Origin of the sequence: Sphingopyxis flava (assembly GCF_900168005.1) — a bacterium.
Lineage (GTDB): Bacteria > Pseudomonadota > Alphaproteobacteria > Sphingomonadales > Sphingomonadaceae > Sphingopyxis > Sphingopyxis flava.
Window position 1 is genome coordinate 24086 of record NZ_FUYP01000021.1, and the last position, 16783, is coordinate 40868.

Annotated in this window: 19 protein-coding genes; 11 read left to right on the plus strand and 8 right to left on the minus strand. The window is 62.1% G+C overall.

The features are described 5' to 3' along the window. The first annotated feature begins 34 nt into the window (after positions 1–34). The 8 genes from traW (at position 35) to B5X69_RS15120 (ending at position 9769) form a co-directional block, all read left to right on the plus strand. Positions 35–640, plus strand: a complete 606-nt coding sequence (gene traW, locus B5X69_RS15085; protein ID WP_021223066.1) for a type-F conjugative transfer system protein TraW — start codon at positions 35–37, stop codon at positions 638–640. Further along, positions 640–909: a hypothetical protein gene (locus B5X69_RS15090; protein WP_020818497.1), complete on the plus strand. Its 270-nt coding sequence runs from the start codon at positions 640–642 to the stop codon at positions 907–909. The genes traW and B5X69_RS15090 overlap by 1 nt, the downstream gene beginning before the upstream one ends. Next, the gene (traU, locus tag B5X69_RS15095) at positions 906–1928 is read left to right on the plus strand and encodes a conjugal transfer pilus assembly protein TraU (RefSeq protein WP_020818496.1); all 1023 of its coding nucleotides are present in this window, start codon (positions 906–908) and stop codon (positions 1926–1928) included. Before B5X69_RS15090 ends, traU begins: the two co-directional genes overlap by 4 nt. An 11-nt stretch (positions 1929–1939) precedes the next feature. Continuing rightward, entirely contained in the window at positions 1940–2686 is a 747-nt protein-coding gene (gene trbC, locus B5X69_RS15100; RefSeq protein ID WP_020818495.1) for a type-F conjugative transfer system pilin assembly protein TrbC, read from the plus strand. Positions 2687–2703: 17 nt separating this feature from the next. Beyond that, positions 2704–4518 carry a conjugal transfer protein TraN gene (locus B5X69_RS15105; protein ID WP_029986356.1) on the plus strand — a complete coding sequence of 605 codons (1815 nt, stop codon included), beginning with the start codon at positions 2704–2706 and terminating at the stop codon, positions 4516–4518. Positions 4519–4663: 145 nt separating this feature from the next. Next, the gene (locus B5X69_RS15110) at positions 4664–5485 is read left to right on the plus strand and encodes a conjugal transfer protein TraF (protein WP_025160430.1); all 822 of its coding nucleotides are present in this window, start codon (positions 4664–4666) and stop codon (positions 5483–5485) included. Next, positions 5485–6951 carry a conjugal transfer protein TraH gene (locus B5X69_RS15115; RefSeq protein WP_020818492.1) on the plus strand — a complete coding sequence of 489 codons (1467 nt, stop codon included), beginning with the start codon at positions 5485–5487 and terminating at the stop codon, positions 6949–6951. The genes B5X69_RS15110 and B5X69_RS15115 overlap by 1 nt, the downstream gene beginning before the upstream one ends. 16 nt (positions 6952–6967) lie before the next feature. After that, positions 6968–9769 carry a conjugal transfer protein TraG N-terminal domain-containing protein gene (locus B5X69_RS15120; RefSeq protein WP_020818491.1) on the plus strand — a complete coding sequence of 934 codons (2802 nt, stop codon included), beginning with the start codon at positions 6968–6970 and terminating at the stop codon, positions 9767–9769. Between the two features lie 6 nt (positions 9770–9775). Here B5X69_RS15120 and B5X69_RS15125 read toward each other — a convergent pair whose 3' ends face one another. From B5X69_RS15125 to groES, 5 genes are all read right to left on the minus strand, one after another. After that, positions 9776–9982 carry a hypothetical protein gene (locus B5X69_RS15125; RefSeq protein ID WP_020818490.1) on the minus strand — a complete coding sequence of 69 codons (207 nt, stop codon included), beginning with the start codon at positions 9980–9982 and terminating at the stop codon, positions 9776–9778. Between the two features lie 93 nt (positions 9983–10075). Further along, positions 10076–10495, minus strand: a complete 420-nt coding sequence (locus tag B5X69_RS21035; RefSeq protein ID WP_139375815.1) for a hypothetical protein — start codon at positions 10493–10495, stop codon at positions 10076–10078. A gap of 97 nt (positions 10496–10592) precedes the next feature. Beyond that, positions 10593–10979, minus strand: coding sequence for a SpoIIAA family protein (locus B5X69_RS15135; protein WP_020818488.1), 387 nt, complete (start codon positions 10977–10979; stop codon positions 10593–10595). A 158-nt stretch (positions 10980–11137) separates the two neighbouring features. Beyond that, positions 11138–12757 carry a chaperonin GroEL gene (gene groL, locus B5X69_RS15140; RefSeq protein WP_020818487.1) on the minus strand — a complete coding sequence of 540 codons (1620 nt, stop codon included), beginning with the start codon at positions 12755–12757 and terminating at the stop codon, positions 11138–11140. Positions 12758–12813: 56 nt separating this feature from the next. Beyond that, positions 12814–13128 carry a co-chaperone GroES gene (gene groES / locus B5X69_RS15145; RefSeq protein WP_020818486.1) on the minus strand — a complete coding sequence of 105 codons (315 nt, stop codon included), beginning with the start codon at positions 13126–13128 and terminating at the stop codon, positions 12814–12816. A gap of 272 nt (positions 13129–13400) precedes the next feature. On the opposite strand from groES, the gene B5X69_RS22020 reads away from it, so the two are divergent. The 3 genes from B5X69_RS22020 to B5X69_RS15160 are packed head-to-tail and all read left to right on the plus strand — an operon-like array spanning position 13401 to position 14283. Next, positions 13401–13637 (plus strand): hypothetical protein, encoded by a 237-nt coding sequence (locus B5X69_RS22020; RefSeq protein ID WP_021224284.1) that lies wholly within the window; start codon positions 13401–13403, stop codon positions 13635–13637. Next, positions 13634–13903, plus strand: coding sequence for an usg protein (locus tag B5X69_RS15155; RefSeq protein ID WP_020818485.1), 270 nt, complete (start codon positions 13634–13636; stop codon positions 13901–13903). Before B5X69_RS22020 ends, B5X69_RS15155 begins: the two co-directional genes overlap by 4 nt. Beyond that, entirely contained in the window at positions 13867–14283 is a 417-nt protein-coding gene (locus B5X69_RS15160) for a hypothetical protein (RefSeq protein ID WP_100239607.1), read from the plus strand. The genes B5X69_RS15155 and B5X69_RS15160 overlap by 37 nt, the downstream gene beginning before the upstream one ends. Before the next feature lie 123 nt (positions 14284–14406). On the opposite strand, the gene B5X69_RS15165 is transcribed toward B5X69_RS15160, so the two are convergent. The 3 genes from B5X69_RS15165 to B5X69_RS15175 all read right to left on the minus strand — a co-directional run bounded on the left by B5X69_RS15165 (position 14407) and on the right by B5X69_RS15175 (position 16712). After that, entirely contained in the window at positions 14407–14925 is a 519-nt protein-coding gene (locus B5X69_RS15165; RefSeq protein ID WP_025160432.1) for an Hsp20/alpha crystallin family protein, read from the minus strand. Between the two features lie 104 nt (positions 14926–15029). Beyond that, entirely contained in the window at positions 15030–15503 is a 474-nt protein-coding gene (locus B5X69_RS15170; RefSeq protein ID WP_020818482.1) for an Hsp20 family protein, read from the minus strand. Positions 15504–15785: 282 nt separating this feature from the next. Further along, complete coding sequence (locus B5X69_RS15175; protein ID WP_217699138.1) at positions 15786–16712, minus strand: hypothetical protein; 927 nt, start codon at positions 16710–16712, stop codon at positions 15786–15788. Positions 16713–16783: the final 71 nt, after the last annotated feature.

Consider the following 16783-nt stretch of genomic DNA (forward strand, 5'->3'; position numbering starts at 1 on the left):
AAGCGGTGCCGGCATCGCTTCATTCGCGGCGGCCATGCTCCTCATCGGCCCTATCCCTGGCGAAGCCAGGGATTATGGCCATGTCGGCCAGGTCTTTCCCATCATCGAGCCGGATCTGCTGGCGACGATCGAGGCGCGGCTGCGGCGGGCGGAGGGCAGCGGCGAGCTTGCCCGCATGAACGAGCAGTTTGCCAGAAGGGTCGAACAGAGAGTTCGCCGGCCCAAGCCTGTCGACGGGATCACTCCGGCGCGCATGGCGCGAAGCTGGGATTATGATCCGACCATCGCGATCGAGCGCGACATTCGGGACCAGAAGGGTAATCTGATTGCGGGTGCCGGTCATCGCATCAATCCGCTCGATTTCGTCGAGATAAAGCAGGACCTCGTCTTCGTCGACGGCGACGATGCGACGCAACTCGCGTGGGCGACCTCGCGCTATACGGATCTCAAGGCCAAGATCATCTTCGTCAACGGTTCGCCGATCGATGCGATGACGGCGAAGAAGCGGCGCTTCTATTTCGACCAGGAAGGCAAGCTCACTGCAACGTTCGGGATCGAGCATACGCCTGCGGTGGTCAGCCAAAACGGCAGGACGATGCGCGTTTCCGAGATCGTGCTGAAGCCAGGGAAGTCCGGCTGATGGCGCTGTGGCTCGACATGCTCCGAACGCCGATGGCGGCGCCCGAGACGGCGAGGCTAAGGACCATGCGCCTGTCCTGGCTCGCTCTCTGCGTCACCCTGGCCGGCGCAGTGACTCTTCTCGACCAGCTGCGCGGTCGCATCGGCCGAGCCGCGCCCTGTTTGATCGCCGTGCTGCTCGCCACAGCGCTCGTGGTCACGGTCCTTTACCTTCGGGCGAAGCGGCGCGCCGACGCGGCGTATCTCGATCAACTGGCGGAGAGAGAATGATGCGCGGACTTCGACCGATTTTCGGCACGTTTCTCGTCGTCCTGTTCGCCATCATGCTGGCGCCACGCGCCGAGGCTGCCGGTCCCACCTGCAATGGGAAGTTCGTCAACCCGATTACCGACGTCTGCTGGTCATGCCTGTTTCCGCTGTCGGTGGGCGGATTGAAGATCTGGCCGAGCGGCCGACCCGACACGAAGAACCCGGCGTCTCCCATATGCGCCTGTGCAGATCCTCTACCGCGCATCGGCATTTCCGTGGGCTTCTGGGAGCCTGCCCGCCTGGCGGACGTCACCATGAAGCCCTGGTGTTTTCCCAATCTTGGCGGAGTGCGCATCGCTCCGGGCTTCGATATCGGTCAGGGCTATCTGGCCGGCCCTTCGATGGTCGGCGGCAGGTCGCAGAGCACGGCCAAATGGCATGTGCATTGGTATGTCTATCCGCTGCTCTACTGGATGGAGATCCTTACGGATTTCGTCTGCTTCGAGCAGGCGAGCTTCGACATCGCCTATATGACCGAGGTCGATCCGCTCTGGCAGGATGACTCGCTTGCGGCGCTCATCAACCCCGAAGCGATCATTTTCGCAAATCCGCTCGCCAAGGCAGCCTGTGCGGGCGACTGCGTCGCCGGCACGGTGAACCTGCCGCTCGACCAGCTATTCTGGTGCGCAGGTTGTCAGGGGTCCATGTATCCCCTGAACGGGAACATCCCGGCGTCGATCGGCCATGTCCAGTCCTCGCGGCTCGCATTGTCGCGCTTTGCCTACAAGATGCACCGGCAGGCGCTCGCCTGGGGCACGATGGGCTCGGAAGGGCTGTGCAAGAAGTACCTCATGCCAGTCATGCGCAAACAGCAGTACCGGTTTCAGATGACCAATCCGATTCCGACGGTGAGCGGGCGCTTCGCCTGCTCGGCGATCGGAGCTTCGACAATGCCGCCGGATGCCGGTCGTGCCTATCCCGCGGGGGGCGAGGACATGGGCTATCTGGTCTGGCGCAAGCGCAACTGCTGCGTGCTGTGAAGGAGGGAGCGATGCGACTTCTCATCTTGGGCGCCGTTGGCCTCGTCGCAGCCGCCAGCATGACCGCTCTCCTGGCCCAGACCGTCGATGGCATCGATGTTCAGGCCATCAAGAAGCGATCGGCGGACCTTCAGGCGGATGCCGAGGCGTTCGTCGATCAGATCAAGGACCGCGGTGACGCGTTTCGGGAAGAGGCGGTTACCGTTCGTGACAGCGGCATGGAAAACATGCGGCGCGTCGCGGCGACGGATCTGCCGAAAGGACCTGCAGGGGCTGTCGACTTCGATGAAATCGTGCAGGGTGCTGCGACGAACGCCAAAGTCGGCGGCGGGGAGGCGCCGCAGCTCATCGCGTTCGCCAGCCTCTCGATGCCCCCCAAGGCGCTTCGCCAGCTTATCGAGGACACGGCGAGGGCAGGGGGCGTCGTCGTTTTCCGCGGCTTTCCGAACAATTCGATGAAGGAGTTCTCGCAGGCTCTGGGCAAGATCGTCGACCGGGAGGACGATTTCGCCAACATCGGCATCGACCCGAGACTGTTCCGCGCCTTCGACGTACAGGCGGTGCCGACCTACGTCGCGGTCTCATCGGATTTCGACCTTTGCGCCGGCTTTTCATGCCGAACCAAGGTCCCGCCTCACGACCGGATGATCGGCAATGTGACCGTCGAATATGCGCTGTCGTCGTTCGCCGAGGGCAACGGTCCGGGCGCGCGCGTGGCGGCGGTGGGTCTCTCCAATCTAAGGAGAGCGTTGCCGTGAGCGTCCGCTTCTCGCTGATGCTGCTTATCGCGGGTCTTGCCGCCGCCTCCCCCGCTTCTGCCCAGATGTCGGTCGAGGAGGCCCGCCAGGAAGGGCGCTCGCTCGCCAATGAGAAACGGCAGGATACGACGCTGGTGCCGACCGACAATGCCCGCGCGGAAGCGGTGCCGGGCTATGGCGGCACGGCGCTGCCGCAAGGCGCCTATTTCGACGATCCGGAAAGAATGGAAGCGGAAGCCGCGGCGACAAAGGCGTCGAACGAGCAGTATCGCATCACCACGGACGCGGACCGGACACGGCCGACGTTCAGCAATTCCGAGATCCTCGAGACAACCGCTCGCGCCACGACCGTCGAGAATGATCCATCGGCCTACCTCGCCGGGGAGAGCATGGGGGGCAGCTCCGGCTCGTGCGTCCCGCTCCCGCCGGGCTCAGGATCTGAGGGCTATTACGAGGCGACCTGCAACAGCGGCACCAAGGTCGAGGACAGGCCCGAGACCTGCACCATCCGCATGGTGCCCGAGGTGCAAACCGTCGATAGCTACAAATACTATGTGGTGCCCGACAGCGCATATGGAACCCCGTTCGCGCGCTATGCCGCCATTGCCCCTCATATTTCCTCAGGAGTCTGCAAGCCGACAGGCGTTCGGAAACAGGCCTGCGCTGCCCATCGCGACTATGGCTGGCCCTGGCCTGACAACAAATATTGCGATGATTATTATGCGACGGAATATGAATGCACGGCGGATTTGCCGGTCGCGCTCAGCGTCAGCCCGCTCACCGGGGCGTCGTGGCATGCAAAGGGCAGCACGAGCACTGTCGTAACAAGAAGGGTCGACAGCTGCGGCAGTCTTGCCGGCGATGAGATGTGTTCGTTGCAGCCTGGCGGGGATGTTTGCACGGAAGGACCTGAAACGCGGATCATCGACGGCGTTCCGGTGACGCAAGCCTGCTGGGCGTGGAAACGCGACTATGTGTGTCATCGCTTCACGCCGGCAAACGATTGCGGCGATCTAGAAGCGAACGGAAGCTGCTCCTTTCTGCGCACCGAATGCCTCGACGAGGAGCGGGATGGCGCCTGCAAGGTTGAGGAGCGGGTCTACCGCTGCCCGACACCCGGCAGCGCGGTGACCGATGCACCGCAATATATCTGCGGAGACGACGTCTATTGCATCAATGGCGACTGCGAGCCGATCGTGCGCGAGGCGTCGACCGAGTTCAAGGATGCGCTGGTCGCTCTTCACTCCATCGACCAGGCCGGCAAGGAGTTCGACGAGAACAACTTCACGGTTTTCCAGGGCACGCGAGAGACCTGCCACAAGCCGGTATTCGGGCTGATCAACTGCTGTGCCGGCAAGGTGTCCGGCTTGTTGAGCGTGGGCGCGGGCGCAGCCGCGCTTGCCGGCGGCCCAGGCGCGATCGCGGCCCTCGCCACGCCGTTCCTCGCGCTCTTCGCATGCTCTCAGGACGAGATGAAGCTCGACATCAAGGATCGTATGGGCTTCTGCCACAAGGTCGGCACTTACTGTTCGTCGAGCTTTCTCGGAATCTGCAAGACCCGGCGAACGGCCTATTGCTGCTTTGAAAGCAAGCTCAGCCGCATCCTGCAGGAGCAGGGACGAATTCAGCTCAGCAAGCCCTGGGGCGCTCCCAAGAAGGAGCAGTGCCTTGGCTTTACGATCGAGGAATTCGCCAGGCTCGACCTTTCCCTCATGGATTTCACCGAGGTCTATGCCGAGTTCGTCGATGCCGCGCGGCTTCCGGACGAAGTCGAGACGATGACCCAGATCCAGCTGAAAATTCAGGGGTACTATGACCTGCACGGCAAATAGCATGGTCAAGGACGCGATGCGCAGCGTTTCGGTGGAATCGACCGGCGCGGCGCCTACGGACGTCTCCGCCGCGGCCGACCTTTCCCGTTCCCTCCCGCGCATGAGGCTCGTGGGTGAGAGCATCTATCAGAAAGGAAGTTTGTCCATGCATCCAATCATGGCGGCGCCGCTTCTGGCGCTTTCGCTCGCTGGCCTGGCTGTTCCCGCGGCGGCCCAGCCGCGCGATGGAGCGTCGGATGGCGTCGAGCGGGCCGATGCCGGCGATGACTTTTACTGTGCAGAACGCAGGCTCGGTCAATGGTTCTATTGCAGCAAGCCGCGAGCGACGGAGCCGGAGAAGCAAGCCGTCCCGGTCCCGTCGAGCGCGGTCGAGCGCATGTCCGCCATCACCCGCCAGCTCGACGAGCTCAAGGCACGGGCGATCCTCGATCCGACCGAGGAAAATGTCATCGCTTACGTCCGATTTCAGCGCGAGCAGCTCGACCGTGCTTCGACCTTCTCAGACACCTGGCAGCGCGCGCTGTGGCAGAACCCCGATCTCGACTACACGCTGCAGCGGCCTGTTTCGACGGTGGGCAAGCGAGCCTGGCTCGATAACCGGCGCGCCGATCGCGATGCGGTTATGGCGAACCTTAGCCAACGCTACGGGCTCTTCTACTTTTATGCGCAGAGCTGCGGCGCATGCGACCTGTTTTCACCGATCCTGCGATCGGTGGCCGACAGTCACGGCATGGCGGTGATGGCGGTTTCGATGGACGGCGGGCCGAGCCGCGATTTTCCAAATTATGTCGTCGATGCGGGCCAGCGCGCGCGCATGGGCGTCCCGGGTAACGAGACGCCGGCGCTCGTACTGTTCGACACCGTCACCAAACGCACGATTCCGGTGGGATATGGGATTCTCAGCGCCGACGAGATCATGGATCGCATTTTCGCGCTGACGAACACCAAGGTGGGGAGCGACTTCTGATGGAACAGGTTCGCCGTCGCGGCTTGATCGGCCGTGTGCTTCGCTCGTCCGCTGCCTGGGCGGGAATATTGGCTATGGCCAATCTCGCGTGCACCGGGACCGCCCGGGCCGACGTCGCCTCCGAGATGAACAGCTTCTTTTCGGACGTGGGCGGCGCGGCGAACGTCACCGGCCCATCGGCGTTTCAGGGTCAATCGGCGGGCTATTACTCGCTGGGTAATGTCTGGACCCGCTTCCCGCAGAAAAGCGTCCAGCCGTTCAATCTTCAGCTTCCGAGCGCGCGTGCGGGATGTGGAGGTATCGACCTCTTCAGTGGGAGCTTCTCCTTCATCAATGCCAGCGAGATCATCGCGATGCTGAAGGCGACCGCCAACAATGCGCTCGGCTTTGCCTTCAAGCTCGCCATCGATTCTGTTTCGCCGGAGATCGGCAAGGTGATGGACGAGTTCAGCCAGAAGGCGCAGCTCCTCAATCAGATGAACATCTCGAGCTGCGAGACGGCGCAGGCGCTGGTCGGCGGAATCTGGCCGCAGATGGAGACCACGCGCGCGACGATCTGCGAAGCCGTCGGCAACAGCCAGGGCGTATTCTCGGACTGGGCGGCAGCCCGCCAGGGTTGCAACAACGGCAACAGGCGGGATTCGACCATCGCGGGAAACACAGACGCGTCGATGAAAGACCAGCTGGTCGGAGAACCGCATAACTACACATGGGAGGCCCTTAAGAAATCGGCGAAGTTCGGCGCATTCGACAAGACATTCTCCGAATATATCATGACGCTGGTGGGAACGGTCGTGACCACGCCGTCGACCGATCCGAGCGTGGGCGGGAAGGTCGTGATGTTCGGACCTGCCGAAGAAGCGGTCGTCACTGCGTTGCTCGATGGCACGGCCGACGCGCCGCCCGTCAAGATACTGAAGTGCAACGACGAGAATTGCTACGATGTGGGGGAGCAGACGCTCTCCGTCCCCGCTTCGTCCGCGCTGCGGCCGCGGATCGCCACGATGATCAGGTCGATGAGCGACAAGATCCGCTCCGATACTCCGCTGGACGCCGCCGAGAAGCAGCTCCTCAACCTCGCCACGGTTCCGATCTATAAGATCCTGGGAGTTCAGGCCTATGCGCATTATGCGTTGACGGAAGGCGAGATCGAGACGCTGTCCGAGATCGTCGCCGTCGACCTGCTTTCGGCGATGCTCGACAATATGCTCGACCGGGTCGAGCAGGCGAAGGTTCATTATCAGACCTTCGATCAAGAGACCGCGACGCAGTGGAAACAGCAAATCGCGTCTACCCGGGCGAAATTCAGCCAACGGGACGTCCGGCTGAACAACAAGCTCCAGGTGACGATGCAGATCATCAACCGAAGCATTATGCTGGAATCGACGCTCCAGAATTCCATGACGCCCGGTATGGCGGCCGCGCTGAACTTTTCGCGCGGCCTCAACGCACAGGGTCTGAACTAGGCGCGGGGGCAGACCGATGCTTGAGGTCTTCACGGTTGGTGGCGGCGAGTATCTCGTAAACATCTTCAACGCAGTCGCGGCGTGGTCGGGAGGCGGTGGCTATCGCTCGCTCATCCGCGTCGTCATGGTCATGGGCCTCATCTATTCGCTGCTCGTGGTGGCCTTCACGCTCAACTATAAGGCGTGGCTGAACTGGTTCCTGCAAGCGACGGCCATTTATCTTTGCCTGATGGTCCCGACGGTGGACATCAAGGTAACGGATCGCATCAACCCGGGCCTGACGCCATCGACGGTCGACAATGTACCGATGGGATTGGGGGTGCTTGCGAGCTTCACGACACAGGTGGGCGATTGGCTGACGCGGACGGCCGAGACCGTCTTCGTCATGCCGAGCGAGCTCAACTACTCGACGAACGGCATGGTGTATGGCGCGCGACTGTTCGATGCGACGCGCAACTTCATCATTCGCGATGCGGAGTTCTCGACCAACCTCGAAAACCATTTCAAGAACTGCCTGTTCGGCGATGTGATGCTTTATCAGAAGTCGCTGACCAATCTTGCGAAGGCGCCCGATCTCTGGGCTGCGGTCGGGCCGGGCTCGGAAGCCCGATCGCAGCAATGGCTTGAGCGACAAGGTGACGGAACGGTTAACAGCTTCATCATCACTTGCCGGCAGGCGTACCAGGCGCTCGACGCGCAATGGGGTCCAATGATCGAGGCCAACGCGCCTCTTTGGGGCAAGGAGGTCTATCCCAAGCTCAGCAACGCTCTGGCGGCGGACAAGCTCAAACACGACGTTCCCATCGTCAGTGCGGCCTTCACGGGCACGAGCAACAACTTTGCTGAGGTGATGCGCCAGAACACAGCAATCAATGCTTTCATGCAGGCCCGAAATTCGATGTCCGGCGGGACGGGCGCCGCAGAGATCGACACCTTCGCGCAGACCCGTGCCGACATTCAGGCGCGCAACACCTATAATTCGATCGCTCAGCAGGCGATGGCATGGGTTCCGATTTTGAACATCGTGCTGACGGTGGTCTTCTTCGCCATGTTCCCGGTCGTTTTCCCGCTCTTCCTGATGCCTCAGACGGGCGTCTCGACGCTGAAGGGCTATGTGACAGGGTTCTTCTATCTCGCCGCATGGGGGCCGCTTTACGTCATCCTTCACATGATCTGCATGACGCGGGCGACGTCGGCAGCGACAGGCGTCGCGGAAGGCGGCGTTACGCTCGCAAGCTATGCGGGGATCGGGGCGGTGAATGGCGAGACCGCCACGATCGCTGGCTTCATGCTTATGAGCGTGCCCTTTCTCGCGGCAGGCCTCGCGCGCGGCGCGATGTCGATTGCCGGGCATTCCATGTCCATGCTCGCGCCGGCGCAGAACGCTGCGGAAGCGGCGGCGCTGGAACAGACGACCGGCAACTATTCGTATGGCAACGTGAGCTGGGCGAATGCCACGTCGAACATGCGGCAGGCCGATCAATGGTCGACGGCGCCCACCTATATGGGCGGCGGCGCCAGCTTCGGGTGGCGTCAGGACAATGGCGCCATGGTGACGGGGTTCGGCAACGGCCAGGAGGTATATGATACATCCGCGGCCATCTCGCGCCTTGGGTTCACGCCGACGATGACATCGGGATCGGTCGCTGAATGGCGCGAAATGGCCAGCGAGGCGCATCGCCAGGCGCGTGCCTATGAGAATGCCGCCAACGAGATTCTGACCGCGACCCATGCGAACCGCAGCACGTTCGGAAGCTCAACCGAGCATACGCGGGGTTGGGAATCGAGCAGCGGCAATCAGGCGAATGCCTCTGTAGAGCAGTTCGATCGGCGCACGGGCAGCAGTACCCAGGGCCTGGAAGAGCGATCGACGATTTCGCAAAGCGAGCGCGTTTCGGGGCGGCACGATCGCCAAGCGCAGATATCCGATCAGATCGGTGGAGCACTTTCGGCCGGCCTTGGCGGCCGCCGCGGTGGCGGCAACGGAGGCTCGGGTGGGCGCGGGCTGCCGGGGCTCGGAATCAATGTGTCCAAGTCGGGTAGCCAGATGGACACCATGAATTGGACGACGGACGATTCTCGGAGCAGTGAGAGCGGCAACACCTCGTCAAGCGGGGTTCGTGACGAGCATGCGAACGGTAGCGGCGCTTCGACGTCGGAAGGCACCTATGCTCGGAGCGGTGTCTTCGCCCGTGGCTCAAGGACGGATTCGTCGTCGGTCAGCACCGAAGATTCCCTGGCTCTGGCGAAATCCTATTCGGAAACCGCGCGACGGCTCGATGAGCTGTCGCAGCAGCTCTCGCGCGACGCGAGCTATGCGGAGACGCATGGAATGCAATTGAGCGAGAACCTGAGTCAGGATCTCGCCCAATGGTATCGCCACCAGCAGGTCGCAAATCCGGGGCTCGACGCGCCGGAGCTCTGGGCGACCGACTTGACCGATCAGCAGCGAGCGGTTCGGCAGGAGATGATCACGCGCTGGATGGACGAAAAGCAGGCGTCGATCCGGTCCGAGATCGAGGGCAGGCTCCATGCGCCCGATCTCGTCGATGTGCACCATCCCTCCGTCGATAGCGCTGCCGACGTTCGGGCGGCCTACCAGCCTCGCGGGCTAGCCGGAGTGCCGGCCGGTCCCGGAGGCGGCCAGTCATCGACGGCAGCGGACATAATCGAAGAGGGCAGGGCGGATATCGACCTGACGCGTGAGGCTGCCCAATCCATGCGCGGTCAACGCATCCAAGGCGCGGTCGATGTTCAAAGCGAGGTAAACCGGGGCAGGGACCATGGCTTCTTCCATGATCCCAAGCTGCGAGAATGAGGAGCTTTAGACGAACAGGACGAAATAGCCGACGCAGCCAGCCATGAGCAGATAGGCCAATGCATAGCCGATGCGACCGCCGAGCGTAGGATTGCCATCGTGATCGACAGCCGTCCCTATTTCGCAATATTCCTCGTCAACATGCGTGCAGACCGGCGTGCCCGAAGCCTTGGTCCTATTATAGGTTTCGATGTCGAATTTCACGGTTCGCATGGTGAACTCCCAGGAAGTTCACTAGCATGTTCAATCTTTGTTCACAAGGGGCGGCACTGTCCGAACGGCCATACGGCGCGCCGCTTTGCCCGATTAGGAATGGTCAAACGCAAGGTTGCGCGGAGGGGGTTCGAGATGAAATGGATGGCAGTTGTCATTGCCGGTAGCGCCCTCCTGGCCCAAGGTGGCCTTGCGACGGCAAAGGAGAGTGCGCTGCCACCACGGGAGTGCGCCGCCAAGGCACAGGCGGCGGCGATGAAACTCCGGGATATGGCCTCTGCGATCGAAGCGGAGGCTGCTTATGCCGAGCGGCACGGCGGGGCGTTTTCGCCCGAGCTCACCCAGGAATTCGTTCAATGGTATCGCGCGCAGAGCGCGAAAGCCGGAAGCGAATTGCCGGATCTGGGAAAGACGGATCTCACAGTTGATGAGGCTCGGGCGCGGCAAGCGGCGGTTGACCGCTTTCAGCGGGAGAGAAGCGACCGCCAAAATGCCATGGTTGCCGCGATCCATCGCGAGGCTGCGAGGGGATGTCCGGTGCTTGATCGCCCCGCGTCAAGATAGCAGGGATCGTGGACCAAGCGGCCGATCTCAGTGCTGCAGCTCGTGTTCAGGCCCCGCTTTGCGTCTTCGCAGGGTCAACCCAGGCGAGTGCCTCGGCGCGCTGATCGGGCTCGAACACGCGGTAGCTGATGAACGGGAGAATTGCGCTTTCAAGGCGGCTGGCCAAGCGAATCCAGGCCTGATCTGCAACGATGGCAACGCGTCCGAAGCGGTTGAGCTTCCCGAAGAGGGGCATTGCCCGGGCGGTGTAAGCGGGCAAGCCCGACAATTCGATGCCGTCGATCGTCCGCGTCTCAACGAACATATGCACCTTTTCGTGTCGCGCCATCGCGCTGTCCAATCGGGTCATGATCGCGTCAAGATCCGAGCCGGTGATCTTGCCTGAGACTGCGAGGGCGAGCACGTCGTCCGAACTGTCGATAAACTCGTGCATTCTGATCTCCTGCCAGCACCATCCTACGAAATTTCTCGACCGAAGCTACCCTGATTCCGGTCCGGTCAGAAATGGGAGATAGTCGATGTAGCAGGCCCGCTTGCATTCGAGAGATGTGCGAGCAAGGGCGGGAAGGCCATGCCCTCCCGCCCAGGAGGTCAGTAATCCATCGCCGGCATCGGCGCGGCCTTATCTTCCTTTGGAAGCTCGGCCACGAGCGCCTCGGTAGTGATGAGCAGCGAGGCGACCGAGGCGGCGTCCTGGAGGGCGGTACGCACGACCTTGGCCGGATCGATGACGCCCGACTTCACCAGGTCTTCATATTCGCCGGTGGCGGCGTTGAAGCCCCAGTTGTAGTCGCTGCTTTCCAGAAGCTTGCCCACGATGAAGGCGCCGTCCTCGCCCGCATTGTCGGCGATCTGCCGCGCCGGCGAGCGCAGAGCCCGCCTGACGATGTCGATGCCGGACTGCTGGTCGTCGTTGGCCGCCTTGAGACCGTCGAGTGCCTTCAGCGCGCGGAGCAGAGCGATGCCGCCGCCCGGCAGGATGCCTTCCTCGACCGCGGCGCGAGTGGCGTGGAGCGCGTCATCGACACGATCCTTCTTTTCCTTGACCTCGACTTCGGTCGCACCGCCGACGCGAATGACCGCGACGCCGCCTGCTAGCTTGGCTACGCGCTCCTGCAGCTTTTCGCGGTCATAGTCGCTGGTCGTGGTCTCGATCTGAGCACGGATCTGCGCGACCCGGGCATCGATGTCCGAGCGTGCGCCTGCGCCATCGACGACGGTGGTGTTGTCCTTGTCGATGATGATCTTCTTGGCGCGGCCGAGCATCCCCAGCGTTACGTTTTCCAGCTTCGTGCCGAGTTCCTCGCTGACCACATTGCCGGCGGTGAGGATTGCGATATCCTCGAGCATCGCTTTGCGGCGATCGCCGAAGCCAGGCGCCTTGACGGCCGCGACCTTGAGCCCACCGCGGAGCTTGTTGACGACGAGCGTGGCCAGCGCCTCGCCTTCGACGTCCTCGGCGATAATGAGAAGCGGCCGGCCCGACTGAACCACCTGCTCCAGCAGCGGAATGAGGGCCTGCAGGTTGGACAGCTTCTTCTCGTGGATGAGAATATAGGGGTCCTCGAGCTCGACCTTGAGCTTCTCGGCGTTGGTCACGAAATAGGGCGAGAGATAGCCGCGATCGAACTGCATGCCCTCGACCGTTTCGAGCTCGGTCGCGAGGCTCTTCGCCTCCTCGACTGTGATGACGCCCTCATTGCCGACCTTCTCCATGGCTTCAGCGAGAATGCGGCCGACTTCAGCATCGCCATTGGCCGATATGGTGGCGACCTGGGCGATCTCGCTGTTGGCGCTGACCTTCTTGGCATGCGCAGCGAGATCCTGGACCACGGCGCCGACCGCCAGATCGATGCCGCGCTTCAGGTCCATCGGGTTCATGCCGGCGGCCACCGCCTTCGAGCCCTCGCGCACGATCGACTGGGCGAGCACAGTGGCCGTGGTGGTTCCGTCACCCGCCTTGTCGTTCTGCTTCGAGGCCACTTCGCGCAGCATCTGCGCGCCCATGTTCTCGAACTTGTCCTTGAGCTCGATCTCCTTGGCGACGGTGACGCCGTCCTTGGTAATGCGCGGAGCGCCGAAGCTCTTCTCGATCACGACATTGCGGCCCTTGGGACCGAGCGTGACCTTTACTGCATTCGCAAGCGTATCCACGCCGCGCAGCATGCGATCACGCGCGTCCGACGCAAATTTCACTTCCTTGGCAGCCATCTTGGCTTAACTCCTTTCCTTGTTCCTTCCTGAATGCTTGAGGAATGGCGGTCCTGCTAGGCCGCCTGCTTGAGCGGGACGACATTGTCGATCACGCCGAGGATGTCGCTTTCCTTCATGATGAGCAGGTCCTCGCCGTCGATCTTGACCTCGGTCCCCGACCATTTGCCGAAAAGGACCCGGTCGCCGGCTTTCACGGCGAGTTCGATGAGATTGCCGTTGTCATCGCGCGCGCCGAGACCGACGGCGACGACTTCGCCTTCCTGCGGCTTTTCCTTGGCGGTGTCGGGGATGATGATGCCGCCCGAGGTTTTTTCCTCGGCTTCAATGCGGCGGACGACCACACGGTCGTGCAAGGGGCGGAAATGCATGCATAACCTCCGGATGCAAAACAATATGTGATGGCCCTCTCGTTCATCTGAACGACAGGCTTTCCGAAGCTAGGAAAGGAGATTTTTCCGTTCAAGGGGTGCAACGAAAAATATTGGCACTCTGCGCGAGTGAGTGCCAATTGCCCTGATTTCAGTGCCTTGGTCATCGCGAATGCCCTCTTGACGCGACTCACGCGCGCACCAAGATTTGCAGCGGTGGACGTGGCGCCACGAACAACAATGGAGCGACGAGAAGGAAAGGAGGCACAGCAATGTCGCAACCATTTTCCCGTTTTCTTCATCCCTTTGAAGTTGCCCGGCATCCGAGCCTGGAACCGGAAGTGAAGCGCGCAATTCTGGCGTCCTGGGCGTCCGACAGGTCCGCGGTCAGAAACCAGCCTGGCTTGCGCAAGCCCCCTGGAGCAAGGCGTCCCATCCCAGTCGACGAAATTCTTGCGGCGATGCACACGCTTGATCAGGGCCATGAGCGGCCGCAGCCGTCGCCGTGATCGACCGGGGATTTATTGCGCAGCTGCGCGGCTATGGCCTGACGACTGCGGAAATCCACTATTATCGTCCGGACGCGCCTTCGCTTCTCCAGCTATTCGTCTGGCAGGAATATGATCTCGCTCCAGACTTTCCCGTGCTGTTCGATTTTCTCGACCACTGGCGTCGCGAGATCGAGGCGGCGCTCCATTCTGTGCGCATAGCCCATGAAGGGCTGATACGCCCTACGGAATGGAACGCCGTCGACGGCGTGATTTCGATTCAGTGAATCAAGGGGTGTTCAAGCGGATGCGACGCGGCCGCAAGGATGGTGCGCGCGTGCGCCTGCCGTTCGACGATATCATGGAGTTCGCGATCGCGTTGCTATCCATCAGTCCGCAGGAGCTCGAGGCGCTGCGCTGGACTTTTGCCGATCGTAAGCGGCTGCTCGATCATCTGCTTGCATCGGGCCGAGCCGCACAGGGTGTCGATCCCGAACGGTTGGGCATGCTACCGATCGAGATTAGCATTCCCAGAGACGATCTGACGAAGATGCAGCAATTCGCCGTTCGCGAACTTCCAAAGGCCGCGAGCAAAGCAGCAGTGATCGACCGTGTTCTCACCGCCCTCGACCTGGCAGCGCACCGCCAGGACCGTGAAGCCAGGTGACGGTCTGGTAACCAGACCCGTTTCCGCCCGCTAATCGAGAAATTGGCTCATGGTGCTTCCTGAAATTCCGGGGCAGGAGCTTCGGAGCGCCGGTGGCCGGGAGCAGAGCGCCCCCGGCCTATCTCATGACGCCGCACCGCCATTGATCGGAATTCGGCGCACACTCTCGTCGGGCTTATCGGAGCGTGGCACTGTCACAGTCAGGACGCCGTTCTTGAACGTTGCGCTCGCCCTGTCGTGTTCGACACCGTTCGGAAGGCTGATCCGACGTTCGAAGCGGCCATAGCTTCGTTCAGAATAGCCGCGGTCCTTGTCCTCGACCTCGGCCTTCTTCTCGCCGCGAAGAGTGAGCGCGCCGTCCTCGACCAGCACCTCCACATTCTTCTCATCCAGGCCGGGAAGTTCGGCCGTTACACGGATTTCCTTGTCCGTCTCGCCGAGCTCTAGGTGAGGCCAGCCGGCGCGCCGATCAAACCCGGCAAAGGCGGGCATGTTGAAGCCACGCAAGACGTCGTCGAAGAGACGGTTCACCTCGCGGTGAAGCGATTGCAGCGGATGAGTGTCCCGGTCCTGTTCGGCGCTGACCGAGACAGGCAGCCGGTTTTCCTGCCGGCTCCAGGGAATGAGATCACGAAAAGCCATGATAAGCATCTCCTTTCTGGCTGGATCCTGTCGATACCTGCCGGCACCTGCCGGCCGCCGCTGGCGGGAGGGACGAAAGCGGCGCCGGCAGGCCGGCGGCGGGATCAGGCAACTTCGCTCGCCTTCTCCTTCGCCTCGCCGATTTGGCGACCGTCCGGGGCTCCGCCGCCGATTTCGATTCGGCGCGGCTTCATTGCTTCAGGAACGACACGCCGGAGTTCGATCGAGAGCAGTCCATGTTCGAAGCTCGCCGCTCCGACCTCGATGAAGTCGGCAAGCTGGAAGCGTCGCTCGAACGATCGAGACGCGATGCCTCGGTGGAGATACTCTCCCTTGTCCGCATCATCGGCGCGCTTGCCGGTCACGGTGAGCTGGTTCTGCTGCGCCACGATCTCGATGTCGTCGGGTCTGAACCCTGCGATCGCCAAGGTGATGCGGAAGCTGTCATCGCCAAGCTTCACAATATCGAAGAGCGGATAGCCGTCGTCCTCGCGTGCTCCCGCCTCAAGCAGGTTGAAAAGACGGTCAAAGCCGACCGTTGATCGCCTGTACGGCGTAAAGTCGAAGTTGGTTCTCATTTCCAAATCCTCCAACGAAGCAATTTGGGCATGAGAAGCGTCGGTATGCGAGAGCCGACGCCCTCTATGTCCATCCGGACCCGGATGGCGTCCGGTATTGCAGAGCTAGTGAGGCCAAAGTTCGATTCAAGAGCCTGATCGCACGTTGGCGGTACCTCTGATCGAACCGCGCTGGCTTCCACGAAAAAGCGGATATTGAACCCGCTGCAGGCGGAGACGGAACCGCATCGCGATGGGGTAGCGAGGATAGTGACGCGAGCCTGCCTCTCGCGATGGGCCTGGTTATGCAATTGCGGGGATTGTTCGACCGTCAGCTATTACCGTTTGCGCGAGCCAAGCGATGAAGCTGCCGTCCCTCCAGTTCCGGTGCGTTACCACGAACCCGGGAGATGTACGCTCGGCCTGGCACCGCGTGGCCTCACGCGTCGCATCGATCGCCAGCCGCATGCGCCGGCCACCTACCGCGTTCGAGATGACCAATTCAATCAGGGTTCGTTCGTCGTCTGCACCCGGTCGGACGCGGTGGATCGCACATTCGACGCCGTGGGCATCCAGCGCCGCTTGAAGATGCTCGAGAGCGCGGAGCACATCCCGATCGAGTTCCGAACGAACGAGGATGAACCGTCGAGCATGGAAGATCGGGGCTGCGTACGCTTCGATCGCTGCGGCGCGACCGTCCGGCTCGCCTTCGAAGGCAACGAGCGCGAGGTAAGGACCCTCGATGTCGCTTTCGGTGCCGACCGTTCCTGTCACACGCAGCGGCGACATATTGGGGCCATAGAGCAATGGCGGCCGGACATCGGTGGCATAGAGGACGGCGAAACCGTGTATGGAATGCCCGTTGCGTGCGGTGCGCAGAAGGGAGGCGGCGGCCTCGCCATTATGTAGAGCGACCGGGTGCGTCCAGAAGTGTTCGGCAAGGCCCACGCCGGGAGCCACTTCGAAGCCGGCAGCGGCCGTCTTCAACGCTCCGAACAGGTCAACGATAGAGGGCTGATCGGGTGCGCGGGCGGGGGCTGGAATTTCATTGCAGCCCGCAGCGTCGATGAGTTCCTCCAGCAGGTTCGCCATGGAGTGGCGCGAGGATGCGGCCGCATGCCCGGGCAGCGGCGGCAGGTCGAGATCCGTTGTGAGCCGGAACAATGGGCGAGCGACCGGCGCGGCTATGGAGGCAGCGGAGGAGCGAAACTGGTCCAGATCCATCGCCACGCTCTAGCACAGCTTCATCCGCGCGTGAGAGAGGGAAGCGCCGAACAATGACAACTACGTCACTTTACCTT

What these genes read in the sequence shown, in the direction of transcription:
- traW (WP_021223066.1), top strand. Translation starts at nt 35, where the DNA reads ATGCTCCTCATCGGCCCTATCCCTGGCGAAGCCAGGGATTATGGCCAT.
- B5X69_RS15090 (WP_020818497.1), top strand. Translation starts at nt 640, where the DNA reads ATGGCGCTGTGGCTCGACATGCTCCGAACGCCGATGGCGGCGCCCGAG.
- traU (WP_020818496.1), top strand. Translation starts at nt 906, where the DNA reads ATGATGCGCGGACTTCGACCGATTTTCGGCACGTTTCTCGTCGTCCTG.
- trbC (WP_020818495.1), top strand. Translation starts at nt 1,940, where the DNA reads ATGCGACTTCTCATCTTGGGCGCCGTTGGCCTCGTCGCAGCCGCCAGC.
- B5X69_RS15105 (WP_029986356.1), top strand. Translation starts at nt 2,704, where the DNA reads ATGCTGCTTATCGCGGGTCTTGCCGCCGCCTCCCCCGCTTCTGCCCAG.
- B5X69_RS15110 (WP_025160430.1), top strand. Translation starts at nt 4,664, where the DNA reads ATGCATCCAATCATGGCGGCGCCGCTTCTGGCGCTTTCGCTCGCTGGC.
- B5X69_RS15115 (WP_020818492.1), top strand. Translation starts at nt 5,485, where the DNA reads ATGGAACAGGTTCGCCGTCGCGGCTTGATCGGCCGTGTGCTTCGCTCG.
- B5X69_RS15120 (WP_020818491.1), top strand. Translation starts at nt 6,968, where the DNA reads ATGCTTGAGGTCTTCACGGTTGGTGGCGGCGAGTATCTCGTAAACATC.
- B5X69_RS15125 (WP_020818490.1), bottom strand. Translation starts at nt 9,982, where the DNA reads ATGCGAACCGTGAAATTCGACATCGAAACCTATAATAGGACCAAGGCT.
- B5X69_RS21035 (WP_139375815.1), bottom strand. Translation starts at nt 10,495, where the DNA reads ATGGATCGCGGCAACCATGGCATTTTGGCGGTCGCTTCTCTCCCGCTG.
- B5X69_RS15135 (WP_020818488.1), bottom strand. Translation starts at nt 10,979, where the DNA reads ATGCACGAGTTTATCGACAGTTCGGACGACGTGCTCGCCCTCGCAGTC.
- groL (WP_020818487.1), bottom strand. Translation starts at nt 12,757, where the DNA reads ATGGCTGCCAAGGAAGTGAAATTTGCGTCGGACGCGCGTGATCGCATG.
- groES (WP_020818486.1), bottom strand. Translation starts at nt 13,128, where the DNA reads ATGCATTTCCGCCCCTTGCACGACCGTGTGGTCGTCCGCCGCATTGAA.
- B5X69_RS22020 (WP_021224284.1), top strand. Translation starts at nt 13,401, where the DNA reads ATGTCGCAACCATTTTCCCGTTTTCTTCATCCCTTTGAAGTTGCCCGG.
- B5X69_RS15160 (WP_100239607.1), top strand. Translation starts at nt 13,867, where the DNA reads ATGGAACGCCGTCGACGGCGTGATTTCGATTCAGTGAATCAAGGGGTG.
- B5X69_RS15165 (WP_025160432.1), bottom strand. Translation starts at nt 14,925, where the DNA reads ATGGCTTTTCGTGATCTCATTCCCTGGAGCCGGCAGGAAAACCGGCTG.
- B5X69_RS15170 (WP_020818482.1), bottom strand. Translation starts at nt 15,503, where the DNA reads ATGAGAACCAACTTCGACTTTACGCCGTACAGGCGATCAACGGTCGGC.